This is a genomic window from Peribacillus sp. NPDC097264 (assembly GCF_050277925.1).
In the GTDB taxonomy this organism is placed as follows: Bacteria; Bacillota; Bacilli; order Bacillales; family DSM-1321; genus Peribacillus.
The window spans coordinates 69,278-95,228 of sequence record NZ_JBNNSR010000001.1; the positions used below are offsets into that span (position 1 = coordinate 69,278).

Genomic DNA, 25,951 nt, shown 5'->3' on the forward strand with positions numbered 1-25,951 from the left:
AGAATTTTTACACATTTTATTATGATCTTACATTTTTTGATAAAATACTTCTTTTGCATCATTTATTTATTGACAGCAAGGGAGAATATACCATTTTATTTTTCTTATATACTTGCAAAAAAAGACCGGCTCATTATATGAACCGGCCTACTAATCTATTTGATTATCATGTGCTTTCCTCTTCCCTTAACGGTGTTTTTTTCACTGTTGCAGGTTTAGGCGCCTTTCTAAAGTCCTTACGCAGCGTTTTATAAAAGGCAGCCATGATGAGTATCAGTATGATCGTGAATGGCAAGGCCGAAACGACTGATGCAGACTGTAATCCGGTCAATCCACTCGATAAGAGAAGGACCAAGGCAATTGCCCCCATCAGGACGCCCCAAATCACTCTGACGAGCACTGGAGGGTTCAAGCTACCATTCGTCGACATCGAGCTTAAGATAAAAACGGCTGAATCGACTGATGTCACAAGGAAAGTCAGGATTAAAATCAAGACGAAAACCGTGACGACACCTGTGAAGGGAAGTCCTTTAAGCATGGTAAAAAGGGCACTCGTTATATCATTATTCACAGCGGTTGCAATTTGCGTCCCTTCAAACAAGTCCATATGAAGGGCTGTACCACCAAATATGGCAATCCAGACTGACGCGATGACTGGCGGTGCGACCATCACACCTATGATAAATTCACGGATGGTGCGCCCCCTCGAAACGCGGGCGATGAATGATCCGACGAACGGCGACCAGGCAATCGCCCAAGCCCAGTAGAAGATTGTCCATTGATAGACCCAAGGATTTCCCGTATATGGATTCAACCTTAGACTATACGATACGAAATTAGAGATATAATCACTAATCCCCACAATGAAAGTATCCAGGATAAATTGGGTCGGCCCTGTAATGAAGATGAACAGCATGATCACGAATACTGCAAATAAGTTATAGTTACTTAACCATTTCATCCCTTTGTTCAAACCCGTGATGGCAGAGGTTAAAAAAAGGGCTGTCATCGCGATTACGATGATGATCTTGATCCAGTTTGCATCCGGCACATTATAGGCGAATCGCAAACCACCATCTATCTGCATGATGCCTAATCCCAATGAAGTGGCAACACCCATGATCGTTGCGGTGATGGCAAGGATATCAATGATTTTTTTTGTTGGTTTCACATGCCGTCCCTTCCCGATTACAGGAGAAAGCGTGGTTGAAACCAGACCGTTTTCCTTTTTCCGGAACTGAAAATAAGCCATGGCAAGTCCCACGATTGCGAATATGGACCATTGACTGACGCCATAATGAAAAAAGGAATACCCCATTGCCAATCGGGCGCTTTCTGTCGTTAATGGTTCGACGTCTTTGTATGGTGGCGTAAAGAAGTGGGTCATCGGTTCTCCTATCCCGTAGAATACTAAAGCAATGCCAAACCCACAGGAAAATAACATGCCAATCCATGTGAACATAGGGAATTCCGGACGTTCATCATCCCCGCCCAAACGAATTTTTCCGTATTTGCTAAAAACGAGATAAATCAGGAAAACGACAAATAAGAAGACAGCGGCCAAAAATAGCCAGCCAAAAGAAGATGTAGTAAATGCTAGAGCGGCATTGGCCCCTTTCGCAAAAGTGTTAGGAACCATCGCTCCTATAATGACAACTAACGATACAATCATAGCAGAAATCCAAAAAACGCTGTTTAATTTTAAACGCATCGATTCTTCCTTTCTAAGGTGCATGGTTTTTTATTGAAATGGGTTATGGTTATACGAATGGTCATTCGAGGGGAAAGAATTGAATTAGATAAAAACAAGAAGATAAAAAAGGAGCTTGCCTATTCATGAATAAACGCTAACCTGTGCTGCTTATTTCATTTTCTTTAAATCACGGAATGCTGGAATCCAAAAATCTTCTACGTCCCTTTAACAAAATCAATTCTTTAATATAGCTACCATTTCTAACCGGCTTTTTGAAAACATATCAGTCTAAATTTCTATATACCCCATTTTTCACATGATAATCATAAAATTTGGCCATACAAAAAAGGAACTGGAAATGTGGGTACATTCACCAGTTCCCCCTTTATCCTTATAAATGACGGTCAATCAAACTGGCGGAGACCGGTTGGATGCCCATCTCCCTCGACCAAATCGACAGCTGACCGATATGATGGATTTCGTGGGCAATCAGGTGCCTTAATACCTTGCCCTTTTCATAACTCCCTTCCATCCATGGTGCCTCTATACATTCAAACTCCATGGCAGGTGACCACGTCTCCAAGAACTCTTTCACTTCCGGATGATACCTTGCGGATAAGTCCTGAATCGCTTCAACTGTATGAAAGGAATCCAAATCTATCTCGAGATCCGGCTTTCCCTGCATGGCCCTGATCCAACTATTTTCAACATCGATGACATGGGCGAGCGTCTTCAATATTTGGCCCATCCCCCCGTTTCTCTTCCTTAGTAGTTCATCAGAATGGAGTTCGTGACACCAACGAAACCACTCGCTTCTTACTTGCCAGTTATAGCTAAAAAGTGTATACAGACCATCATCTCCTTTACCTAAAAGCTCGAACGCCTCCTATTTAGAGAACTCATAGATGAGCGGATCGAGCCTCCCTGTTCTCTTCCTTATACCGATAATAATCCTGCCGCTGTATCGTCTTGAACCCACATGATTCATAGAGCCTGAGGGCATGGGCGTTCGTCGCTTCCACTTCCAAAAAGATTTCATAGCCCAGACCATGCTGTTTTGCCACTATCTTTTTCAACACCTTTTTGCCAATGCCTTTTCCCTGATATTCCGGAAAAATAGAAAACCCGTAAATCCACGCTTCCCCTTCACTATGATCGACACGGATCTTGCCGACGGTCTTCCCATCTGCCTCGATCATCAAGGTCTTCAATGTATGTTCAAACTGAATGCGCTGATAATATTCCCTCGCTTCCTTCTCCAGAAATTGAAAACACTGAATGTCCAACTGAATCTCCGTTTCTGCATCCATTTCTCGTGAAGGGCGAATGACAATATCTTCATAGTCTGACAGTTCGGTAGGCGTCCATTTCATTTGGTACTCCGAGAAAGCAAATTCACAAGGTAGCCGTTTCAAAAACTCCTTCCCCGATTGTGATGGTCCTGGAGTATTCAGGATGATCTCTCTGGCCTCCCTTCCCAACGCAGCATCCAATGCTTCATTCACCAGTTTAGTGAAAATCCTCCGCCTCCGGAACTCCGGGTGAACCATGCCACACATCTCCAATTTACTTCCGAAGTCATATAACCCCACAAACCCGACAAGCTGTCCTTTTTCGTAATGAAGAAAATCATTTTGCATGATGCCATTCCGGCTCCGGAGTGTATCCCAATTCAGCTTCAATGTAAAATCTCCTTGTTCACTTTCTTGTTGTAAGCATTCAAGGTCCCTTAGTTGTTTTTTATTCAAAATAGTTCGCCCCCATCCTTCATTCCATTTTATTCCTATTCGATAAAAAATACAGCATCCTCAAATGGATTGCTGCATTTTTTTTCATATCTTATAAAAATGTTGTTTTTTCAAAAGTATTTTCACTTTACTCTATAAAACTAAAAACGTATGGGAGGGGGATTTCCACTAATTCTAAGGACCGATGCATTATATCAATAAAATGATTCTATTTGAGGATTATTTTTTCCATTTTTTGTGTTATATTCCAAGCTAGGGGAACATAATATCCTATTCGGGCAAAATATGAATAGAAGGAAATAGGCTTCGTCACCTCATGTTCAATCAGATTTTGGATCCGATTGAATATAGGATCCAAAATCCATTTTTCAACCTAGCCCCTCGTTACCTTTATGTCAACTTCTCTTTTTATGGCCTGTTTTCTTTAGGTTTTCTACTTCTACAGTTAGTTCGTTTAGTTTTTTTCCGAAGCGGAAGAGCAAAAACATTGAAACGACGAATGGATAGCCAAAATCGCTAACTAATGATACCCACACAGTAGCATCCTCAATCATCATCCTCTTCACCCCTTTTCTTGTATCTATTAAGTAAAGTGAATAATGTCCGAGCAAAATCAATCTAGCACTATCGGTTTATAGCAAAAAGAACAAATGTTCGTATATAATTGATTTATTCCCCTTGTCCATCACTTTAGAACTTAAGGAGGGATAATAAATGAACAAGTTAACGGCCCATTTCTTTTCTTATTCACTTGATGTGTTACATCAGAGATATGCTTCATTCTTTGATCAACCCATCATCCAGGTTTTTTTACAGAATCCTGAACATTTGAAGATTTTCACGGATACGCTTGAATCCCCTTCTACCAACAACCTTTGTCATCTCAACGAGACATTCCAAATTTTCTATTACAGGGCCAAGGTGTACAAATACTTATGCTCTTTAATTTACTTTTTCTCAGTTGATTATGATAAAAGGGCGCGAAAGCAACGGGAACGCTATCGAATGGATCTCGACATGACCTCGGATAGCGGCGGTATCATCGACCGAATCGGAAATGTAGATGTTCAACTTGAAAAGATGGGGGAAACCGGCGACCTTTCTTCCCACATTAGTGATGAACAACTGGTGAATGCGCTGCAAAAACTAACGCCCAAACAAAATAGGGTACTCACGATGGTCTATTCCTACGGCCTAACCAACAAAGAAATCGCAGCTTATTTCAAAGAATCACCCCAGAATATTTCAAGCATTCGCAAACAGGGACTCGAAAAACTGCGAAAACACTATTTGAATGAGATTTATGTTAGGAAGGAGAACAGGTACTGTGGATAACAAACTATCAAAGAAAGAATTGATGGAAATGATCGATTCTTTAGACCCCAAAATAAAAAAGTCCTTAAAGAATACACACCATCAGGACAGAAAAGACCTGGAACAAGAGATAAAGCTCAAAATCATAGAATCCTATGAAAAAATTGCAGCCATCGAAGCTCCCAACTTCGAGGAATTCCTGACAGAATTCTTGAACAAACAGAAACGGTAAGGAGTGCCAAGTTCAGCTCTTGCTGGGCTTGGGGCTCTTTTTTTATGTGGCTTTTCGTCCAAGCCTTTCCAAGGACAAAGAGGACCTCACTTCATAGCAAGTGAGGTCCCTTCTCCTATTCAGGCTTCAATGTCAGCGTATCGCCTTTTGGTTTATCTAGCCTGGTTTTGTGATACGTCCCTTCCGCCCAATCTTCGAGCTGGTCATGATACCATTTACTTTTGACATGTCCGGATTGCCCAGGACCAACGAGGTGATAAGCTTGATTCATATCGGAAAGATCCATGACAAACCTCCAGGATCCGCCATGATTGACGGTACCGTCGTCAAGAAATGCAGCGGCCTGGACAGTGACACTGCTCCCGCCAACGGGAATCCCTCCTTCCCCGTTAAACAAATAGTTCAATGGGGAAACGCTTGAAAGCGGATGATCGAAGCGGACTTGGTGGTACTCTCCCCACTCCCAATCGGTTAGGTCACTTCCTTGCGTTTTCTCCAATTCTTTCAATGTCTCCTGTAATGACTTCGCCAATACCTGCTCAAGTCCCCCTGCTTCCTCGATCCATGGACCTGGCTTTCCGCTCAGGGCCTCCCGCAGCAATTCATCAATCGCCGATTTCCTTCCATTAAAAAGCTTAAGGGTTTCCTCTGGAATTTCATCCGTCAGCAGGACATCCCCGATTTTTCTCATCCACACATTGAAGATCATCGGTGCAGCGGCATCTGCAGTATCTATTTGATTCCATTTTTGTAGAATTTCTAATGCCTTTTGTTCCTGCTTTCCAGATGGCCCGTTTAAGATCGTTAAAAATTCCGGGACAAATTCTCTCGCCTGCAAATTCACCTGATCCATCTGCAGACTTTGCATATCCCCTGCAGTCAGTTTCTTATTCGCTTCCAAGAACTCCTGAATCCTCATCTGACGATAGGGCTGTGCCCAGTTATTACTGATGTGGTACGGATAATCATCTGATATGACCTTGTTATTCGCGGTCGAGATGAATCCCTCCTTTGGATTGATCGTTTTTGGCAATTCATCGAATGGAATATAGCTTTTCCATTCATATTCATCCGTCCACCCTGGCACGGGCAACATGCTATCCCCTTTTTTACGGATTGGAATCTTCCCGTTCGCCTTATACGCTATCGTCCCATCGTTGGAGGCGAAAACGAAATTCTGTGCAGGCGTTTCGAATTTCAAAAGCGCCTTTTCGAATTCATTCCAATTCTTTGCCTTATTCATATTCAAAACCGCTTCCAGTTCTGCTGACGGATCTAGTGCCGTCCACCTTAATGCCAGGACCGTATCTTTCCCACTTTTACCGGCGAATTCAGAAACGACCGGGCCATGACGTGTAATGGTCACCTGGTAATCAATCGTCTTACCGTCTTTCACCTTGATCGGTTCATCGATTATTTTGGCCTTTTCCCATTTCTCCTTATAAGCAAATTCATTCTCGTTCTTTGGGTTCCTCTTCTCAATATACAGATCCTGAACATCCGGACCCGTATTCGTCACACCCCAGGCAACGTTTTCGTTATGACCCAATATGATGCCAGGAATTCCTGCAAAAATGACCCCACTCACATTTACGGTCGGTGCCTTCAGATGCATTTGGTACCAAACCGAGGGAGTGGCGAGTCCAAGATGGGGATCGTCGGCTAAAAGCGGCTTTCCCGTATCCGTCTTTTCACCGGAGACCACCCAGTTATTACTGCCATTGAATTCATAAGGTATGACGGCACCAGCAAAGCTCTTCTCAATGTCCAGCTCTTCCTTGCCGATGATATAAGGTGCATCCTTTGGATAATCCGGGAATAAGTCATAGGCCTTTTCCTTTGGGAACGTTTGGAGTAAGTACTGTCTGAATGCCTGATCTTCCCAGTTCCCACCTAAATCAAACGCCATATACTTCCCAATCGTCAATGAATCCACAGGTGTCCACGGTTTCGGCTCATAGCCAAGCAAAGTGAACTCGACCGGCCACTTTCCAGTATCCTTCAATTCATCGATATAGAGATTCACACCTTCAGCGAATACATCCAATGCTGCTTTCCCTTCACTTGAGTAGCCAGCATATGAAGATTCGGCAGCCCGCCTTAGCCCAAGCGTTCGAAAGTATTTATCATTTTTCACGGTCTTCTCACCAATCACTTCACTTAATTCCCCGGATGCCTGACGCCTGCTTAGGTCCATCTGAAATAAACGGTCCTGCGCCTGAATATACCCTTGAGCCAAATACAGATCATGTTCATTATCAGCCGAAATATGTGGAACCCCACTCGAATCACGTATCACTGTAACCGGTTTCAAAAGAGCGGGCAATAATAAATCCCCCTTCGTTTCAGGAAGCGACCTTGATAAGAATACATTTGCCGCAATCACGGCTATCACTATAAGCAAGAGCAGCGATACAAAAACCCAAAGGACACGTCTTTTCCATTTTCTTTTTGGTTTTGGCTTTGACTGAGGTAGGACTGCTTCCATTGTTTCATCTCCCTTTTCTAATAACTCTCTCTTTCTACTTTAAAGTATTCGCTTTCATATCCGACTTCCCTACCAATCCTTCAATATTTTTCTACTTATTCTGAAAGGATTGGATATATGCCTCTCCTTTTTCCTATGTACGATTAAGGAAAAATTCCTTTTGAACGCAAATGAAACGCATCGATGAACCGATGCGTTTCATTTAGGCGTTAAGGTTAAGATATTCAATCACCTTCTCCACTTCATCCGTATACAAAAGGGACTTATCAAAATCATGGACGGCTTTCGTCTCCGCTTCGAGGTAGTCATATCGGGAAATTAGATTCAAGTATCTTTTCCACTTATGTTTTTCCTGCAAAAGCCTCTTTTCCCTTTCAATATCTTCCGGAATCACTTCATTAATGATAAAGCAAGGATCCGAAAGAACCGGATGATTGAATCGTTCGTTTAAGGTAATCAATTTTGCTTTATCCCATTCGACCCTGACCAGGTCCGATATGGCCCCTACATTATCGACTGAATCAAGGATACGCTTTGATAGCGCCTCATACTCTTCATATTCGAGGCCGTTATCCGTCATGATCCCCACACTGAACCATTTTACTTGTGGATCGAGGGTGTTTTTTTGTTTGAAAGCCACTATTCATTCAACAACCTTTCGTCTATGTAAGTCATGTTTTCCATATATACGATTGAAGATAGCAGGCACCCCGTTTCTTATGCTTTTGACTAACTTATCATAATTCTTCAAAGTAAAGAAATACCGGTCACTTTTGGTCAAAAACATCATCACTCTACATGCTATAAAAAAAGGATCCTCATTCATAAGGATTCCTTCAATTCGAATACTGGATTGTAATTCCCCTCTGTTTAACGATATACTCCATGGCTTGGGCGAATGATAAGAATGATTTAACCTGGTGAGAGAAATCAAGCTTGATAATTTGCCTGACTACGGCCGGTGTAAACCCGACAAACATCGTTTCTGTACCCATCAATGCTAACGCGCCAACCAACTGGTCGAGCAGGGAAAACATGTTATCATCCTGCGTATAAGTGATGCCGGAGAAATCCAAAATCATTACTTCAGCATGGGAATCGTTACACTTTTGCAGGACCGTCGACTGCAAGGACCCCATTCGCCATTCGTCGATACGTCCGATTAACGGTACGAGCAACACATCGCTTAACATGGTTTGGACGATTGGCGTCGCCAACTCCTCCATGACTTCTTGATTTTCTTTTACCTTCTTTAAAGATTCGTTTGCCGATTTGGCAATTTTCTTATAATAATTCACAAAACTCACACTCATGCAATAGAGGAACTCGTCCAATACGGCATCAATGATTGAACTAGCTTTCAACAAGACTTCGATAGAATAGTGTCGATTGCTGACTTCCTCTTCAATGAAGCTCCAGAAAAGGTTACGCGCCAGCTGAATCTCCCCAATGATTTTATCTAACGAAACGCCCATCTCCACAATTCGATTCCCAACTCTCATCCCGATTTCACTCATGCTTTCCATCGCCTGGGCTTTTCCATGGATCAAGGCGTCAGCATGGATTTGAATGATTTGTGCCCGAATCACCTTGCTGGTTTCCAAATCATATGGCGAATCTTCTTCGAAAAGTTCGAGATGTTGGACCAAGATATATTTGAATTTTTCGATTTTTTCTCCAATCAATACCAATTCTTCCTCCAAAACGGCAACAGCCTCCATTCAGCTCTTGATTTAAATATCAAGCCTTTTTTTAATTTTAGCAAATTTTTATTTAAAAGCGATATAAAAACCTTATATTACCAATAGGATAAAGGAAGTTTCATTTTATTAAAATAAGGGTATTACGATAACTTGGAGGAGGGATTCCTAATGAAAAAAGAACAACAAGACTTTGAAGCAGAAAATATGAGTGACTTAGTTGAACTGATCAATAGTAAAAATAATAGCCGGAGAATCTTAGATGTACTTCGTCGTAATAAAAAAGACAAAAAAGAAAATAGAGATGAAAAAGGCAAATGAAGACCCAGACCAAAAAGGTCTGGGTCTTCATTTCCGATGAGGCTTAAATTTTGAAAGTATGGATGATGCCATCCATTTCTCCGGCTAGTTTCCGCAAGTGTTCAGCAAAGGCGCTGATTTCTTCTATTGCGGCGGATTGTTCCCCCGTAGCCGTCAAGACATTTAGTGTCGCCGCCTCTGAACCCGCCGCTGCAGTGGATATCATCTCCATCGACTGTACAGCCATCCTCGTTCCCGCTTCCATTTTTTCAATCGTCTCCCCCACTTGCCCCACTTGATCAGAAAGATCGTTTATGGAGTGGTGAATTTCTATAAATGTATCTCCAGCTCCGGTCATCACGTTGATTCCTTCGCTTACCTCGCGATTGACAGACCCCATTTGCTCGGCCACCTGCTTTGTTTCTTTTTGGATATGGTTGATGATTTCACTGATTTGCTGAGTTGCATGGCTTGATTGCTCTGCAAGGTTCCTCACTTCATTGGCCACCACGGCAAACCCTTTTCCTTGATCACCAGCCCGTGCCGCCTCTATGGAAGCATTCAAGGCCAATAGATTCGTCTGCGCAGCTATCCCTGTAATCACTTCAACTATTTTCCCTATCTCGACGGAACGTTCCCCCAATCCATTGACGACCCTTGCCAATTCATTCACATTCGAATAAATGGACTCCATTTGTTGGCCCGCCTGTTCGATTGAGTTTTTTCCTGCATTCGCTTTCTCCAAGGACTTATGGATGGAGCCAGATACCTTCTCCGCCCCGATTGTTACCCTTGAAAGGCTGGATGACATCTGATAAATCACCTCAGTAGTCTCGTTCACTCCCTTTGCCTGGTTTCTGGCTCCTTGTGCGACATCTTCTATCGAGCAGGAGATTTCTTCCGTCGCGCTGCTTGTCTGATGTGCTCCTTCCGCCAATTCATTGGAATAGGCGTTCATATTCTTCGATGCCTCCTGAACCTTTTTCAATACGGCGCTCCAAGACTCCACAGTGTGATTGATATGAAGTGCAATCGTTTTCAAAAAACCTAACTGATCTTCACTTATCCTTTGTTTAAGGTCACCGTCCGCAATTTTCTCTAGATAACGATTAATCAATCCAATCGGACGAATGAACCTTCGATGGTTGATCACGGAGGAAATAATTCCGACAACCACACCGCAAATTGTAATGAAGACCAGATTCCATAGCATGGGCATTCCCGAAATACCATTTGCGAGACAAACGAACAGCCCAATCATGAAGGTACCTGGTACCACAACCAAGCTCGTCCGAATGATATATTGAATTAGTCTCATTAGTATCCACTCCTATGATTTTAAATTTTTTAAAATGTTCACAGAATTATCATACTATTTTCCTATTATAATTTCCACATTTATCCTTAAATAGTACTTATTTATCACAAATAAAAAAAGCTGATTTTGTTTAGCAAGGACAAAATCAGCTTTCTATTCTACTATTCACTTATTTAAGAACGGCGCTATCTTTTCCTTTGGATAGTCTTGACTTCATCACCGTCCGAAGAGATATAGACCGTTTCATCTACTTTATAGGATAAATACCGGTCACAATCTATTTCCAATATCTTTCCGTTATCGAATTTCATTGCGCAATTCGAACCCTCTTCTGTTTTGCTCACGTTAATGACTTCATTCGTCTTAAAGCCAATCGCCTTGCCATCGGAAAAATGAGGGTAGTACTTCTCGACGATCACCACTTTGTCCAACCGGCCTGGACCTGTTAAATATACAACCAATAATATGATTAAAACGGCTATTAAACCACCTAGGATTACTGTTTTTCGTTTCACTCTATCTATTACCCCTTCTTTTTATCAATCTATTACTTACTATCCTTTTTCAATAGATTATATTCAGAAACCTAGTAAATATGATAGAAAAGAGACTTTGTTTTCCTCTTTTATTTTACCTTTTTCAACATCCATATACAAATGGCCGCCAAAATGATCAAGATGGATACAACGGAAATGACTCCTCCCCAGCCGAACCGGATTAAGAATATACCGCCCGTGGCCCCCACTATACTGGATCCTCCATAATAGAAGAAAAGGTACAGAGCCGAGGCTTGGGCCTTCTCGTTTTTATCCGCCAACCTTCCGACCCAACCACTCGCAATCGAATGGGCCCCAAAAAAACCAAAGGTGAAAAGAGCCAATCCCAATATTTTCATCGATAGAGGAACTGCCAAGGTCAGGAGGGCCCCTGCTAGCATGATCAGTATCCCGGTTAGTAACACGCGTCCCCGGCTATAGCGGTCAGCGAGCTTCCCCATCCAAGTCGAGCTGAAGGTCCCGACGAGATAGATAAGGAAAATGAAACCGATCAGTGTTTGTGATAATTGATAAGGCGGCTCCATCAAGGGAATCCCCACGAAGTTATAAACGGTGACAAAGGAACCCATTAATAAGAAAGCCATGCCAAATAGCCATAATAATTGTGGATTCTTCATGTTATGTCGTAAGGATTCTATCATTCTCTTCACAGACATGTTCGTGTGCGTGACATGCTGAGAGGAAGGCAGCATCCACCAAAAGAACAAGCTGATAAGTAAGCTTAAAACGCCAAGACTTCCAATCGCTACATTCCATGAGTAGTGATCCGTCAACACCCCGACAATCAATCTCCCTGCCAGCCCTCCAATTGACGACCCACTAACGTAGATGCCCATCACATACCCCAGGCTTTTCGGATGGAATTCTTCATTGATATAAGCCATGGCGATTGCCGGGAACCCTGCAAGGACTGCCCCTTGAACCGCCCGGATGGCAATCAACAGGTAGATGTCATCCTGGACAAAACTGACACTGATCGACAGCAAAGCAGACATGGTCAGGGCTACACCCATTATCTTCTTTCGATCAATGCTTTCCGAAAAAAAAGAAACCAGCAATAGGCATATGGAGAGCGTCCCGGTTGCAAAAGACAACGTAAGACTTGCCATTGGTGGAGAAACCCCAAACTGCTTCGCAAAAACCGGTATGACCGGTTGCGTACTATATAGATCTGCAAATGTTACAAAGCTTCCAAGAAATAAAGCCAAAATCGTTTTCCGAAATGATTTACCCGCAGGTTCAATATAATTCAATTCTGCTCAGACCTTTCAATTCCTTATTTCTTATGTTAATACGTCTGAACTCAATTGTCTATTTTACGAATAAGGAGCAGGCCCATGGGATTGCCAGGCATAAAAAAGTCCCTTCACAGATACCGTGAAGGGATGGAAAATCGTTAATGAACTTGTCTATCCTTCCGCTCACTCTTGACCATCAGCCAATATACAGGTAAGCCGATTATCAAAATAATTATGGAGTAGAGGGCATCCATCGGTGTATCGATTAATGTGCTAAGCACTATGTATACCGCACCGATAATTGCCAGGATAGGGATGAACGGATAAAGCGGCACTTTATACGTTTTTGCATCCGGATCTTTTTTACGTAGAATGAAGACTGCAAAGAAGGCTAGCCCATAAAAAGAAAAGACAGAGAATATCGCCATATTCGATAGCTTATCCGGATCTGTCACAATCATCATGATGATCGCAATGACCACTTGTAGAATCGTGGCATTGACAGGTGTCCTGAATCTAGGTGATATCTTCCTTATCTGTTTATGACCAGGAACCATCTTATCCTCAGCCATCGCAAGTGTAATCCTTGGGAAGGTTAGAAGCTTGCCGTTCAGGCAACCGAAGATTGAAATCAAGATTCCGATTGCAATTAATTTTCCGCCTAGCTCGCCAAAAAGAACGGTGGCTGCAACATTAGCGGAATTCGTTCCATTCGCAATGATTCCATCAGGGCCCAGAACGTGTAGCATGGCCAGGTTTACAGCTAAATAGGCTACCATGACCACGACTATCCCCGTGATGATGGCCCGAGGTAATGTCTTCTGTGGATTCTTCATCTCACCAGCCATAAAGCCGACATTGATCCAGCCATCATACGCCCAAAGTGTTGCAAGAATGGCCCCTGCCATACTCACCTTCACCGTCGTTTCAACATCCATGTTGAAAACGGGCATCTCACCTTGAGCCATGCCGAACACAGCTATGAAGACGATTGGAATCAATTTGGCAACCGTTGAAACGGTTTGGATCAACCCGCCATATTTCGTCCCCAACAAGTTCATGGCCGTCAAAAAGACAATCGTGATTATTCCAATACCCATTGTATAATCCATGGATATATTAAATAAACCGGCCACCAACGCACCAAAGTATAAACAAAGTGCGCCCATTACTGCAGGTCCATAAACTAGCGTTTGAACCCAACCGCAAAGAAAGCCCCACAACTTTCCATACACTTCTTCTAAATACGCATATAAACCGCCCGTTTTAGGAATTCGTGTACTCACTTCGGCGATTGTCAATCCACTTGCCAGCGTAATCAAGCCACCAATCAGCCAAGCCAATAAGGACATCGTTGAATTACCACTTAACTCAAGTACCACTCCCGGCTTCATGAAAATACCAGAGCCTATGACTGTACCCACTACTATAGATGTTCCAACCCAAAAGCCAATCGTTTTTTTCAATTGATCATTCACATAATGTCCTCCTTCCGTGTACACACCTTCTATTTTCTCAGAAAAATTATACCACGAAAAATATACAAGAATAGTTTATCGAATAATCTAAATAATCAATCTGATGTTACAGGCCTTGTTATCTCTATATTGTATCCGTTTTCATAATTATTTTAACTTTTCTTCATTTTCACTAAATTACGAATTATTTTTTTTATAAATTCAAGTTTTCATACTTTAAAATGACTTAAGACGAATGATTTAGTTAATTATACATATAATATTTCGTATAATTCCATTCTATCTTCAGTTATTTCATTTATGGTTTCGATATCGATGGAATGATGCATACAAGGTCCTCAGATTCATATCTTTATCCTTATATAGAGATTTAATCCAATATGAATATAACATTAACATTCTTTTGTGCTCGCTAAGCCACGAAAAAAGGCAGAAATGTTGATGTCGCAACATTTCTGCCTTTTTCTTTTCATTTTGTTAAACCCTGCTTCTTACCAAACAATAAATAACAGGATAATGGCTAAGACCATACGATAAATAGCAAATGGCGTCAACTTCACTTTATTAATCAATAATAGGAAGAAACGTATGCAGAATAACGCAAATATGAAGGCACTGATAAACCCTGCGATAAAGAATGGTAACACGTCAGGCGTAAAGTACTCCCAGTATTTTACGATTTTCAGCAAACTGGCTCCTGCCATGATAGGCACAGCCATGATAAACGTGAAATCGGAAGCTGCACGGTAACTCATCCCCAGCAGTACGCCGCCTGATATGGTGGAACCCGAACGGGAGAAGCCTGGCCAAAGGGCTAGACATTGTATCAACCCGACACCTAAGGCTTGTTTATAAGTAATTTGATCAACCGTTTCGGCTGTCAATTTCGGTCGGAACCTATCCGCTGCAATCATCAGCAAAGCACCGAGGAATAATCCGACGATTACCGTCTTTACAGTGAATAAATGGTCATCAATATAATCTTCGAACAATAAACCTAATACGGCCGCAGGCAGCAACCCTACGATGATTTGAAGCAAATTCAACTTTTTCCCTGCCACGGCAGAGGGGTTCTTCATCTTTCGTAATCCGAGCAAGTCCATGAACCGCCCCCAAAAGAGCACAACAACAGCCAGTATCGATCCCAGTTGAATGACGACCTTGAATGCATTCGCTACTTCACTACCAAATATTTCGGTAGATTTCAGCCATAGATCATCAACTATGATCATATGCCCCGTAGAAGATACTGGTGCAAACTCCGTCAGGCCTTCCACAAGGCCAAGGATAACGGCCACAAAAATTTCCCATATATTCATTGTTTTCACCTCATTATTTCTCCGCTTGTAAATGGAAATACCATTGTATTTTACTCGTTGTTTAAAATATTGTCTATTAATCATTGCTGAAAGAAAGAAGAGATACATGTATCATAGATTCAAGGTTCTTCTTTTCAGAAAAAGGAGTGATGCATGTGAAAAACACCCAAATCTATGCCCACCGTGGATCCAAAGGAACGCATCCTGAAAATACGATGATTGCATTCAAAGAAGCACTACGAGTCGGGGCGGATGGCATCGAGTTCGATGTCCACCTCAGTTCGGATGGGGAATTGGTAATCATCCATGATGAAACACTTGACCGGACGACCACTCTTTCCGGGTATGTAAAGGATTTCTCCGCAGAAGAGTTAAAATCAGCGGATGCGGGAAGCAAATTTTCCGAGGAATTCCATGGTGAGAAGATTCCATTCTTAGGTGAAATTTTCGAATGGGCGAAGGAACATACATTGTGGATGAATATTGAGCTTAAAACAGATAAGCTCCCTTACGAAGGCATCGAAAAAAAAGTTGTGGGTTTAATCCGGCAGCATCACATGGAAAATCGAGTGATTCTTTCTTCTTTCAATCATCAATCGATTGAAAACGTAAAGACGCTGGCCCCGGAATTGGAGCGGGCTTTATTATTCGAGGGATTGCCAGCAAACGTCGAGGAAATTTTAGCCGAGAAAAAAGAAGCTGGCTTTCATCCTGACAAAAATAGCCTGACCCCTTCCATTCATGCCACTGCGAGGAAACTTGGATACAAAGTCCGCCCTTGGGTGGCCAATAAACCAGAAGATATCGAGCGGCTAGTCAAATGGGGAGTCGATGTCATCATGACCGATTTTCCTGAGAAAGCCATCACGACTCTGAAAGGCATGTCAGCTAAATAAAATGTGAAAGAGAAGGGGAACATTCCCCTCCTCTTTCAATCCATGTTTATTCAGTTATTAACGAGTCGATCCGCCTAATTGTTGTTCAGCCATTTGCACTAAACGTTTTGTAATTTCTCCACCAACTGATCCATTAGCACGTGATGTTGTGTCTGCACCAAGGTTTACACCGAATTCAGAAGCAATTTCATACTTCATTTGCTCTAGAGCTTGTTCTGCACCAGCTACTACTAGTTGATTACTGCTATTGTTGTTTGCCATGTGTTTCTCACCTCCTTATATATATTTATTTACATCTCCCCCTCCAATTATGTTTTCCAATTTATTGAATAATCGTAACTTTATGAAGATAACTTCTTCGCTCGCTATCATGAATTTCTTCCTATGCTCATAAACTGTTAGGAAACTTTCAGTAAGGGGGAAAAGACGTGCAAATTCATGTGGTTAGGCCTGGCCAAACGTTATTTGGCATCGCCCAAACATATAGCGTGAGCGTTGACCGGCTCGTTGAATCAAATAAAATTCCTAACCCAAATAATCTTGTCATCGGGCAGGCCATTGTCATTCCAATCGTCGGCAGCTATTATTTTGTCCAGCCTGGTGACACTTTATTTTCGATTGCTCAAAAAGTGGATGTACCCTATCAAGAATTAGCGAGGATCAATGGCATTTCCGATCAGGACTCCTTATCCGTGGGGTACCGCCTATATATTCCTGCCCGAAAAAAACGGACTGCTGAATTCAACGGCTATGTCGAGCCCCGTGGTACAACAGTCGCTCCTGCCCTTGAAACAGCTGCTCAGGAAGCCGCGCCTTATTTGACATACTTAGCGCCATTCAGCTTTCAGGCACTGCGAGATGGCACCTTAAAGGAACCGTTGCTCAATAACTTTCCCACCATTGCAAAAGAAAACAAGAATGTCCTCATGATGGTCATCACCAATCAGGAAAACGATCAATTCAGTGATGAACTTGGTCGGATCATCCTGACGAACACCTCCGTGCAGAATAAGTTCCTAAACAACATTGTGACCACAGCCAAGAAATATGGATTCAGGGATATTCACTTTGACTTTGAGTTTCTCCGCCCGTCCGATAAAAATGCCTATAACCAATTCTTACGTAAAGCAAGGGATCGTTTCAAAAAAGAAGGTTGGTTCATCTCGACGGCACTTGCACCAAAAACCAGTGCAGAGCAAAAGGGTGGCTGGTATGAGGCACATGACTATAAGGCACATGGTGAAATTGTCGACTTCGTGATCATCATGACGTACGAATGGGGATACAGCGGCGGTCCAGCACAGGCGGTATCCCCAATAGGACCGGTTCGGGACGTACTGGAATATGCCATCACCGAAATGCCGGCCAATAAGATTCTGATGGGACAGAACCTATACGGATATGATTGGACATTGCCTTTTGTCCAAGGCTCCATCGCCAAAGCGATCAGCCCTCAGCAGGCCATCCAGATTGCTGCCGCGAACAATGTATCCATAGAATACGATGAGAAAGCGCAGGCGCCCCATTTCAATTACACGGATGCAGATGGGAAGGAGCATGAGGTCTGGTTTGAAGACGCCCGGTCCATTCAAGCAAAGTTCGATTTGATCAAAGAATTGAACCTTAGAGGAATGAGTTACTGGAAGCTAGGCCTTGCCTTCCCGCAAAACTGGTTGCTCATCAGTGAGAACTTCAATGTCCGACGACGGGTCTGAGGGATTTTCATATTTTTTTGCATATACCATGTGGTCCTCGCATACCATCAAGTATTGAGCATGAAGTCCTTTTTCCGGATACGTGACTCCATATGATAAAAACCTTCCGTCAGGTCACGGAAGGTTTTTATCATGCTTATATTCTTACTAGAATTCTTTATATATCCGTTAACTCCTTATGAGTTCAGTTCATTTTGTCCATACTAAAAGGACTGTCGTAGGGGGGATAACATGATCCGAATCAATCCGTTCAGCAACACTTTTAAAAGGTCTCCACGTTTACTCAAACTATTTTTGACCATCATCCTATTTTTACTTGTATTCGGTTGGCTGATTCATCTAGTCGAGCCTGATAATTTCCCTTCCATATTCGAGGGAATTTGGTGGGCAATCGTCACGATATCGACCGTTGGATATGGGGATTTCACCCCACTTACGAAGTTTGGGAGAATCCTCGGGATGCTTCTCATCTTATCGGGTGTCGGGCTCATCACTTCTTATTTTGCCTACATCGCCAAAATGTCCATCTCAAGCGACCAACAATTCCTTTCCGGAAGAAAGGAGTTTAGCGGCACCGGTCACTTTATTATCATCGGCTGGAATGGACGTTCAAAACGAATCATCAAGAACATTCATGAACGCATGCATAACCAATATATTGTCTTGATTGACGACACATTGACCAAGCACCCTTTGCCACGGACGAATATACATTTTGTCCAAGGGAAAGCCAGTTTGGATTCCGTTTTGCAACAGGCCAATATTAAACAGGCGGCACGGGTCCTCATCACTGCCGATCTCCAACAAAACGAACTGCAGACCGACATGTTCACCGTGTTGGCTTTACTGGCTATAAAAGGACTGAACCCTCATGTATATTGTCTTGTTGAAATTTTAACGCAGGAACAGAAGGAAAATGCATTACGTGCGGGAGCAGATGCCATTATCGAAACAAATAAGTTTGCGAGTGATTATATGCAGGAATGTTTATGGAGAGGCATGGAAAAGCGGGAAGAAGAAAATTCGGCCACCGAAAATGGTTTAAAGATTGAACAGATGCCCGTCCAATTCGATTGGAACGGGCAAACATTCAAACAATTGGGGATTACATTATTAGATAAGGATATTCTCTTGGTTGGCATCATTTCAGGAGGCGAGACACGTATCAAGCCTCCTGCAGATGCAATCATCCATCAAAATGATATCTTGCTCATCATCGATCGTTAATCCAATAAGATTTTTTCAAGGTCCCGAACGAGGGATTTCCCATACGCAATATATTCCTGAGGAAATTCAGCATCGGGGTCTTCCGGCTCGGCAAATTGATTAAATGAAGCGGAGAGATTCCCGATATTTCCCTCGCGGTCGATGCCATCTTCATACTTATGAGATAATAAATACGGCGTCATGATTTCAACCATGGCCCCGTCAGTATCAAGTGACCCATCCACAGCTTTGAAGGGAACACGCAAAAACTGATAGCCATCTTTGTCGTCCATTTTGAAATCGAAGGTGCCGTGGTCATAATCCCAACCACCACCAATCATATACCCTTCTGGTTTAAGCTTCGTTTCCAAATCGAATAATCCAAAGGTTTTCCCTTCCAATTTAGAAGATATTTCAATCATGTTAAAAACCTCTTTTGCTAATTTTAATAATTAGCTTACCCAAAAGTCTTAAAATAACCCCTATTGATCACTATCCTCTTTCGATTGGGTAAAAAACAAATTGGCTTCGGCTGTACCTTCTGATTGATAGGCTTCCTGGATATCTGCCTGCTGCTCTGTTTTCTGTTTTTCCAGATCCTTCATAGCGTTTTGATTTCCCGTAGTTGAAGGGGTACTTATCGTTCCAGCGTAACTATTCGTTGTCGAAGATAGTTGCATGCACAGTCCCTCTTTTCTAGGTATCGGATTACATAGCATTATCAACCTTTTTTCTTAACTTTTTCTTAATCCGATAAAAAAAGGCATCATGCGTGGACAATCTAGTCCAGCATGATGCCTTCTTCACTTTATTTTATAAACGCTGTTCGAGTTCCGCCTTTTTCTCTTCATACCCTGGTTTTCCTAGCAGGGCAAACATATTCACCTTGTAGGCTTCGACCCCAGGCTGATCAAACGGATTGACCCCCAACAGATAGCCGCTCATCGCGCAAGCCTTCTCAAAGAAATAAACAAGGTAGCCGAATGTGAAGGCATCCAGTTTTGGTACGGAAACAATCAGGTTAGGAACACCGCCATCCGTATGAGCCAATAAGGTACCTTCAAATGCCTTGTTATTGACGAATTGTACGGTTTCACCAGCCAGATAATTCAAACCATCTAAATCATTTTCTGCTGCTTCAATCGAGATTTCATGACGTGCCTCTTCCACTTTGATGACCGTTTCGAAAAGGTCGCGTCGCCCTTCCTGTACATACTGCCCCATCGAATGCAGGTCCGTAGAGAAGTTGGCGGCTGCCGGGAAAATCCCTTTCTGGTCCTTCCCTTCACTTTCGCCGAACAACTGCTTCCACCACTCTGAGAAATATTGCAGACCAGGTTCATAGTTGATCAACATTTCAATGGTTTTCCCCTTATTATAAAGGACGTTACGGACGGCCGCGTATTGATAAGCCTGGTTCTCGGAAAGCTCCGATGAACTGAAGTCCGCTCTAGCGCTCTCCGCCCCTTCCATCACTTGATCTATATCCGCACCACTTACAGCAATCGGAAGCAAGCCCACTGCAGTAAGTACAGAATACCTTCCACCGACATCATCCGGAATGACGAACGTTTCAAATCCCTCTTCCGTGGCCACTGTCTTTAATGCGCCCTTTTCTTTATCGGTAGTCGCGAAGATACGGCCTTTCGCTGCTTCTGGACCATACTTTTGCTCGAGAAGCTTACGGAAAATCCGGAACGCAAGGGCAGGCTCCGTCGTTGTGCCCGATTTGGAAATCACATTGATTGAAAAGTCCTTGTCGACCAATACGTCCATGACATCTTGCATATATGTAGAACTTATGTTGTTACCAACGAATATGATTTGCGGAGTGTTTCTTTTATCAGAAGGTAAAAGGTTATAGAAACTATGTTGCAGCATTTCAATGGCTGCACGTGCTCCTAAATACGAACCACCGATTCCGATGACCAACAGGACGTCCGAATCTTCTTTTATTTTGGCGGCAGCTTTCTTGATCCTGGAGAACTCTTCTTTATCATAATCCTTCGGTAAATCAACCCAGCCCAGAAATTCATTGCCCGCACCGGTCTGTTCGTGTAGAGAATGATGTGCCACTTTTACAGCATCCTGTAAATAGGTCATTTCGTGCTTTCCGAAAAACGGTAGAGCTTTTGAATAATCGAAATGTAGATGGGACATGCCAATTCCTCCTTTATTCTTTGGTTACTCTTTTACTTTATCTGATGTATTTAGCAGAATCAAGAAATCGCTAAGTCTTTTAGAAAAAACTCCCACTATCGAATAGTGGGAGCATATCGTAAGGTTCTTATAATGAAGCACGTAGAATCGCAAGGACATCTTCGCGATTCAATACTTTAAACCGACCGAATTCTCCATTGCTCATCGCTTTATCGGCAATGACTTCAAGTTGTGAATCGTCGATATCGTAATCTGCAAGACGCGACGGGGCCCCTAAGCTGCTCCAGAATGACTGAAGGCGTTCAATTCCCTCAAGCGCAACCTCTTCACTGGATTTGCCCTCTGGGTCGACCTGAAAGACACGGACGGCAACTTGTTTGAACCGCTCGACATTTTCATGGAGCACATGTTTCATCCAATTAGGGAATAATATTGCCAGGCCTCCCGCATGGGGAATATCATAGACCGCAGAGACGGCATGTTCAATATTATGAGTGGCCCAATCGCCAAGATATCCTACTCCCAGTGAACCATTTAACGCCACATTGCCCGCATACAAAATCGTAGCACGATTTTCATAATCCTCGAGATCTTCCAATAACTTTGGAGCCGTTTCCATGACCGTCACCAGAAGTGATTCACAAAAGCGGTCCTGAAGCGGAGCATGCGTTTCTTGATGGAAATACGTTTCGAAAACATGTGACATCATATCGACCATGCCATAGACGGTTTGATTTTTTGGAAGTGAAAAAGTATTTTCAGGATCAAGGACCGAGAATTTAGGAAATAACAAAGGACTTCCCCATCCGTATTTCTCTTTCGTTTCCCAATTCGTAATGACCGAACCCGAATTCGCTTCAGAACCGGTTGCAGCAATCGTAAGGATTGTCCCAAAAGGAAGGGCTTCTTTGACGGGAGCCTTTTTGGTGACAAGATCCCAAGCGTCTCCTTCATACTTCGCACCCGCAACGATGCCTTTTGTTGCATCGATGACACTTCCGCCGCCTACCGCTAGCACGAAGTCGATTTGATGTTCCTTACACAACTCCACACCTTTACGGACAGTCGTGATCCTTGGGTTTGGTTCAACTCCTGCCAGTTCATATACTTCCACCTGGATTTCTTTCAATTCCTCCATCACTTTATCATACAGCCCGTTTTTCTTGATGCTTCCGCCACCGTAGACGAGCAACACTTTCTTTCCGTAGGCAGGAATTTCCTCTTTTATGCTTTTCAATTGGTTTCTACCAAAGATGATCTTAGTAGGATTCTTATACGTGTAATTTTCCAATATATATAATCTCCTTTTGCATTGCCTTTTTTTCAGCAGCCCCATGCCACTGCAGCAATGGATATTTTATCCCTTCATTATGACGAACATTCCATATAAATACAAAATATCCGTTTAGAAGTTTTTTCTGGGGTGTATATAATTATCTTCAAAAAGCATGATAAGTAAAGAAAGATGCTTATAAAAAAGGAGGCTATACAATGAGTGGATTACAAAAAACGGCACTTGTTTTAACAATCATCGGAGCCATCAACTGGGGACTAATTGGATTTTTTCAGTTCGATCTAGTCGCAGCGATATTCGGCGGACAAGATGCTGCTTTGGCTCGCATCGTTTATGGCTTAGTGGGAATCGCCGGGCTTATCAATCTTGGTCTTCTCTTCAAGCCAAGTCCCCAAACGTCTCGTGAAACTGAAACAAAACCAACTCAATGAATCACTAAAAGAAAATATGTATAAAATAAAGCCGGTCCATGAAACATGTCCCGGCTTTATCAATTATTGAAGAATAATAAAAAAACCGGATGGTCCTAAGACCATCCGGTTAAAAAAATTATTTTTTGATTAAGTCTTCGCGTTCAGATTGATCGATCCACGCTTGAAGTTTATCTTTTAAAGAGTTGAATCCTTCAGTAGACTCGATGTGTGATGTTGCTTTAACAGATGCTTGGCGTTTTTTTGGAGCTTTCTTAGGAGCTTCAGTACGCTCAGGAGCTTCTTCTGTTGCGCGGATTGATAAGCCGATTTTTCCAGCTTTTGAATCGATTGAAAGTACTTTAACTTTCACTTCATCGCCCACTTTTAAATGTTCGTTAATATCTTTTACGAACCCGTGAGTGATTTCAGAAATATGAACTAATCCTTGAGTTGAATCATCTAAAGCAACAAATGCACCGTAAGGTTGAATACCAGTTACCTTACCAGTAACTACTGCACCAATTTCGAATTTTTCAGACATGGTAACACTCCTATTTTATATATATTTTTTCGGCTTTTCACGCAATACAAAATTATATCACAGAGCTGGAAATAATCAAAGTTAAGTATACCATACTTTTTCCGCTAAAACGTAAAAATTTTGTAATTGAGTGTCCATTTCGATATATGGCTATTATTTATAACTTATCCTAAAAGTTTTCATTTAATTCTTTGTCCCCATTTTTTCGATCATTAATTTTTCAAAAAATTAGCATAACAAAAAACTACCAAATTGAGATTAATCGTAGTAAGATGAGAAAATGTTTATCTCTACATTCACGTATTTCTATACCTCTAAAGGAGTTTTTCACCATGGCAAAACAAGAGCAATGGTCTTCCAAAATCGGATTCATTCTAGCAGCGGCTGGGTCCGCTATTGGTTTGGGTGCCATCTGGAAGTTTCCATATATGACAGGGACAAATGGAGGCGGCGCTTTTTTCCTTTTTTTCGTGATTTTCACCCTCATGATCGGCACACCCTTACTTATCGCCGAATTCACCATCGGCCGGAATGCACAAAAAGATGCCATTCGGGCCTACAAGCACATTTCACCAGGTAAACCCTGGGTGTTACTAGGATATGGCGGAGTTCTAGCATCCATCATTTTACTTTCCTTCTATAGTGTTGTTGGTGGCTGGATCCTTTCCTATTTATGGAGAAGCTTTACCGGGTCCCTATCAAATTTAACCCAATCGGAATACAGTGGCCTTTTCAATACCGTTATCAGCAGTCCTTATGAAACGGTCATTGCGCAGCTTCTTTTCATGGTCTTGACGATTTGGGTCGTACAAGGTGGCGTATCCAAAGGGATTGAAAAGGCCAATAAGTACATGATGCCTTCCCTATTCGTCCTTTTTCTTGTCCTTCTCGTTCGTTCCATGACACTTGAAGGTGCGATGGAAGGTGTCCGTTTCTTTTTGAAACCGGATTTCTCCTCCTTGACGGAGCAGACGATTTTATTAGCGCTAGGACAATCCTTCTTTGCACTTAGTGTAGGTATTTCCGTGATGGTCACCTATGCTTCGTACTTAAGTAAGAATGATGATATTACAAAATCGGCAATATCCGTAGTCGGGTTGAATATTTTCATTTCCTTATTGGCGGGCTTGGTCATTTTCCCGGCCGTATTTGCCCTTGGTTTCGATCCTTCAAGTGGACCAGGACTCGTCTTTGTCGTGTTGCCTGCGGTCTTTAATGAAATTACCTTCGGTGGCATTTTCATGGCGATTTTCTTCGTATTATTATTATTCGCTACGCTTACTTCAGCGTTCTCCATTCTGGAAATCATCGTAGCATCCATGATAAAGGGCGATGCTCGGAAGCGCCGGAAATCTTCATGGATAGCCGGCCTTCTTGTTTTCGTGATCGGGATTCCAAGCGCATTATCATTTGGCGTACTCTCCGATGTGAAGATTTTCAACTTGACCTTCTTCGACCTCGCTGATTATGTGACAAGCAACATCGCCTTGCCTATCGGAGCCTTATTCATCTCTCTTTTCATTGGCTATCAGATGAAAAGGCTCCAAGTTCAGAAAGAGTTCGAAATGGGGGCAAGCCCAGTATTCTCTTTCTTCAAACTTTGGTACTTTCTCATTCGCTATATCGTTCCGGTAGCGATACTCGTCGTCTTTTTGAGTTCAATCGGTCTATTTGACAAGTAATGTTTCCTTCATTCAAAACGCCGCATCGGTAATCGATGCGGCGTTTTCTTTTCACAAAATATCCATATCATTCCCACTGTGTACAAGTTAAAATATGGTAAAATGACCTTATTACTACTATTTCCTGAAAAAGGAGTGATTGACATGTCAAATATCGCAAAGAATATTCGGCAATACCGGGAAGATCATAATCTCACTCAACAAGAACTGGCTTTGAAACTACGTATGGGCACCAAAAAAATTGAAATGTATGAATCAGGGGAAGTCACGCCTGATACCCAGACCATTTTACGGCTTTCCACCGTTCTTGATATCCCTGCCTCAGAGCTAATCCAAAATGGCCCCGTTGCGAATGCTTCAGGTTTGGATGAAGAAATGGAAGAACTCATTCAGGAAATTGGACTCAAACAGGCTAAGCTCATCCTCCGTACCGCGAAAGATTTCAGTGAAGAACAAATTTTAAATATCATGCATCATTTATATAACACACAAACTAAATTGTAAAAATATCCATATCAGGCGTATTATTTTCTATAAACTGGATATACTATGATTAACACTTTCTATGTTAATCCATTAAGATTAACTCTTTTTTCTAATTCCCCCTATGGATAGGGATTCGCCGTATATTACGGCGAATCCCTATTTTTTTGCGTATG

General features: G+C 42.3%; 27 protein-coding genes. 9 read left to right on the plus strand and 18 right to left on the minus strand.

Annotation, left to right across the window (positions count from 1 at the left end; genetic code table 11):
• Window positions 1-166: 166 nt before the first annotated feature.
• The 4 genes from ACQKL0_RS00325 to ACQKL0_RS00340 form a co-directional block, all read right to left on the minus strand.
• Window positions 167-1,711, minus strand: coding sequence for a BCCT family transporter (locus ACQKL0_RS00325; protein WP_427685672.1), 1,545 nt, complete (start codon window positions 1,709-1,711; stop codon window positions 167-169).
• 373 nt (window positions 1,712-2,084) lie between these two features.
• Window positions 2,085-2,543 carry a DinB family protein gene (locus ACQKL0_RS00330; RefSeq protein ID WP_402871346.1) on the minus strand — a complete coding sequence of 153 codons (459 nt, stop codon included), beginning with the start codon at window positions 2,541-2,543 and terminating at the stop codon, window positions 2,085-2,087.
• A 49-nt stretch (window positions 2,544-2,592) separates the two neighbouring features.
• Window positions 2,593-3,441, minus strand: a complete 849-nt coding sequence (locus ACQKL0_RS00335) for a GNAT family N-acetyltransferase (protein WP_407408733.1) — start codon at window positions 3,439-3,441, stop codon at window positions 2,593-2,595.
• Window positions 3,442-3,836: 395 nt separating this feature from the next.
• The gene (locus ACQKL0_RS00340; RefSeq protein WP_402871171.1) at window positions 3,837-3,998 is read right to left on the minus strand and encodes a YvrJ family protein; all 162 of its coding nucleotides are present in this window, start codon (window positions 3,996-3,998) and stop codon (window positions 3,837-3,839) included.
• Window positions 3,999-4,155: 157 nt separating this feature from the next.
• On the opposite strand from ACQKL0_RS00340, the gene ACQKL0_RS00345 reads away from it, so the two are divergent.
• A complete protein-coding gene (locus ACQKL0_RS00345; protein WP_402871169.1) occupies window positions 4,156-4,776 on the plus strand; it encodes a sigma-70 family RNA polymerase sigma factor in 621 nt (206 codons plus the stop codon).
• Window positions 4,769-4,987, plus strand: coding sequence for a hypothetical protein (locus ACQKL0_RS00350; protein ID WP_402871166.1), 219 nt, complete (start codon window positions 4,769-4,771; stop codon window positions 4,985-4,987). Before ACQKL0_RS00345 ends, ACQKL0_RS00350 begins: the two co-directional genes overlap by 8 nt.
• A 115-nt stretch (window positions 4,988-5,102) precedes the next feature.
• Here the strand turns inward: ACQKL0_RS00350 and ACQKL0_RS00355 are convergent, their stop codons facing one another.
• The 3 genes from ACQKL0_RS00355 to ACQKL0_RS00365 all read right to left on the minus strand — a co-directional run bounded on the left by ACQKL0_RS00355 (window position 5,103) and on the right by ACQKL0_RS00365 (window position 9,178).
• A complete protein-coding gene (locus ACQKL0_RS00355; RefSeq protein WP_427685674.1) occupies window positions 5,103-7,475 on the minus strand; it encodes a penicillin acylase family protein in 2,373 nt (790 codons plus the stop codon).
• A gap of 202 nt (window positions 7,476-7,677) precedes the next feature.
• The gene (locus ACQKL0_RS00360; protein WP_407406913.1) at window positions 7,678-8,115 is read right to left on the minus strand and encodes a hypothetical protein; all 438 of its coding nucleotides are present in this window, start codon (window positions 8,113-8,115) and stop codon (window positions 7,678-7,680) included.
• A 196-nt stretch (window positions 8,116-8,311) separates the two neighbouring features.
• Window positions 8,312-9,178: an STAS domain-containing protein gene (locus ACQKL0_RS00365; protein WP_402871157.1), complete on the minus strand. Its 867-nt coding sequence runs from the start codon at window positions 9,176-9,178 to the stop codon at window positions 8,312-8,314.
• Window positions 9,179-9,346: 168 nt separating this feature from the next.
• Here ACQKL0_RS00365 and ACQKL0_RS00370 point away from each other — a divergent pair, with 168 nt between their 5' ends.
• A complete protein-coding gene (locus tag ACQKL0_RS00370; RefSeq protein ID WP_402871155.1) occupies window positions 9,347-9,496 on the plus strand; it encodes a hypothetical protein in 150 nt (49 codons plus the stop codon).
• 43 nt (window positions 9,497-9,539) lie between these two features.
• Here the strand turns inward: ACQKL0_RS00370 and ACQKL0_RS00375 are convergent, their stop codons facing one another.
• The 5 genes from ACQKL0_RS00375 to ACQKL0_RS00395 form a co-directional block, all read right to left on the minus strand.
• Window positions 9,540-10,793, minus strand: a complete 1,254-nt coding sequence (locus ACQKL0_RS00375; RefSeq protein ID WP_427685676.1) for a methyl-accepting chemotaxis protein — start codon at window positions 10,791-10,793, stop codon at window positions 9,540-9,542.
• Between the two features lie 185 nt (window positions 10,794-10,978).
• Complete coding sequence (locus tag ACQKL0_RS00380) at window positions 10,979-11,308, minus strand: hypothetical protein (protein ID WP_402871149.1); 330 nt, start codon at window positions 11,306-11,308, stop codon at window positions 10,979-10,981.
• Window positions 11,309-11,418: 110 nt separating this feature from the next.
• The gene (locus ACQKL0_RS00385) at window positions 11,419-12,603 is read right to left on the minus strand and encodes an MFS transporter (RefSeq protein ID WP_427685678.1); all 1,185 of its coding nucleotides are present in this window, start codon (window positions 12,601-12,603) and stop codon (window positions 11,419-11,421) included.
• Window positions 12,604-12,746: 143 nt separating this feature from the next.
• Window positions 12,747-14,066 (minus strand): APC family permease, encoded by a 1,320-nt coding sequence (locus ACQKL0_RS00390; protein ID WP_402871145.1) that lies wholly within the window; start codon window positions 14,064-14,066, stop codon window positions 12,747-12,749.
• A gap of 491 nt (window positions 14,067-14,557) precedes the next feature.
• Entirely contained in the window at window positions 14,558-15,385 is an 828-nt protein-coding gene (locus tag ACQKL0_RS00395; protein WP_402871142.1) for an undecaprenyl-diphosphate phosphatase, read from the minus strand.
• A gap of 155 nt (window positions 15,386-15,540) precedes the next feature.
• Here ACQKL0_RS00395 and ACQKL0_RS00400 point away from each other — a divergent pair, with 155 nt between their 5' ends.
• Window positions 15,541-16,281, plus strand: a complete 741-nt coding sequence (locus tag ACQKL0_RS00400; RefSeq protein WP_427685680.1) for a glycerophosphodiester phosphodiesterase — start codon at window positions 15,541-15,543, stop codon at window positions 16,279-16,281.
• Window positions 16,282-16,338: 57 nt separating this feature from the next.
• Here the strand turns inward: ACQKL0_RS00400 and ACQKL0_RS00405 are convergent, their stop codons facing one another.
• Window positions 16,339-16,542, minus strand: a complete 204-nt coding sequence (locus ACQKL0_RS00405) for a small, acid-soluble spore protein, alpha/beta type (protein ID WP_402871137.1) — start codon at window positions 16,540-16,542, stop codon at window positions 16,339-16,341.
• A 167-nt stretch (window positions 16,543-16,709) separates the two neighbouring features.
• Here ACQKL0_RS00405 and ACQKL0_RS00410 point away from each other — a divergent pair, with 167 nt between their 5' ends.
• Together ACQKL0_RS00410 and ACQKL0_RS00415 are read left to right on the plus strand one after the other, a co-directional pair.
• Entirely contained in the window at window positions 16,710-17,996 is a 1,287-nt protein-coding gene (locus ACQKL0_RS00410; RefSeq protein WP_402989940.1) for a glycosyl hydrolase family 18 protein, read from the plus strand.
• Window positions 17,997-18,227: 231 nt separating this feature from the next.
• Complete coding sequence (locus ACQKL0_RS00415; RefSeq protein ID WP_402954255.1) at window positions 18,228-19,223, plus strand: potassium channel family protein; 996 nt, start codon at window positions 18,228-18,230, stop codon at window positions 19,221-19,223.
• On the opposite strand, the gene ACQKL0_RS00420 is transcribed toward ACQKL0_RS00415, so the two are convergent.
• The 4 genes from ACQKL0_RS00420 to ACQKL0_RS00435 form a co-directional block, all read right to left on the minus strand.
• Window positions 19,220-19,624 (minus strand): YugN-like family protein, encoded by a 405-nt coding sequence (locus ACQKL0_RS00420; RefSeq protein ID WP_402871129.1) that lies wholly within the window; start codon window positions 19,622-19,624, stop codon window positions 19,220-19,222. The genes ACQKL0_RS00415 and ACQKL0_RS00420 overlap by 4 nt on opposite strands.
• A 60-nt stretch (window positions 19,625-19,684) precedes the next feature.
• Entirely contained in the window at window positions 19,685-19,882 is a 198-nt protein-coding gene (locus ACQKL0_RS00425) for a hypothetical protein (RefSeq protein WP_402871127.1), read from the minus strand.
• 133 nt (window positions 19,883-20,015) lie between these two features.
• A complete protein-coding gene (locus tag ACQKL0_RS00430; RefSeq protein ID WP_402989946.1) occupies window positions 20,016-21,362 on the minus strand; it encodes a glucose-6-phosphate isomerase in 1,347 nt (448 codons plus the stop codon).
• A 127-nt stretch (window positions 21,363-21,489) separates the two neighbouring features.
• Window positions 21,490-22,653, minus strand: a complete 1,164-nt coding sequence (locus tag ACQKL0_RS00435; protein ID WP_402954264.1) for an iron-containing alcohol dehydrogenase — start codon at window positions 22,651-22,653, stop codon at window positions 21,490-21,492.
• 200 nt (window positions 22,654-22,853) lie between these two features.
• Between ACQKL0_RS00435 and ACQKL0_RS00440 the strand changes: the two genes are divergently transcribed.
• Window positions 22,854-23,087 carry a DUF378 domain-containing protein gene (locus ACQKL0_RS00440; protein ID WP_402871121.1) on the plus strand — a complete coding sequence of 78 codons (234 nt, stop codon included), beginning with the start codon at window positions 22,854-22,856 and terminating at the stop codon, window positions 23,085-23,087.
• 118 nt (window positions 23,088-23,205) lie between these two features.
• On the opposite strand, the gene yugI is transcribed toward ACQKL0_RS00440, so the two are convergent.
• Window positions 23,206-23,610 (minus strand): S1 domain-containing post-transcriptional regulator GSP13, encoded by a 405-nt coding sequence (gene yugI / locus ACQKL0_RS00445; protein WP_402871118.1) that lies wholly within the window; start codon window positions 23,608-23,610, stop codon window positions 23,206-23,208.
• Between the two features lie 332 nt (window positions 23,611-23,942).
• Here yugI and ACQKL0_RS00450 point away from each other — a divergent pair, with 332 nt between their 5' ends.
• Both ACQKL0_RS00450 and ACQKL0_RS00455 read left to right on the plus strand, forming a co-directional pair.
• Window positions 23,943-25,292, plus strand: a complete 1,350-nt coding sequence (locus ACQKL0_RS00450; protein ID WP_403125139.1) for a sodium-dependent transporter — start codon at window positions 23,943-23,945, stop codon at window positions 25,290-25,292.
• 144 nt (window positions 25,293-25,436) lie between these two features.
• The gene (locus tag ACQKL0_RS00455; RefSeq protein WP_402954270.1) at window positions 25,437-25,796 is read left to right on the plus strand and encodes a helix-turn-helix domain-containing protein; all 360 of its coding nucleotides are present in this window, start codon (window positions 25,437-25,439) and stop codon (window positions 25,794-25,796) included.
• Window positions 25,797-25,951: the final 155 nt, after the last annotated feature.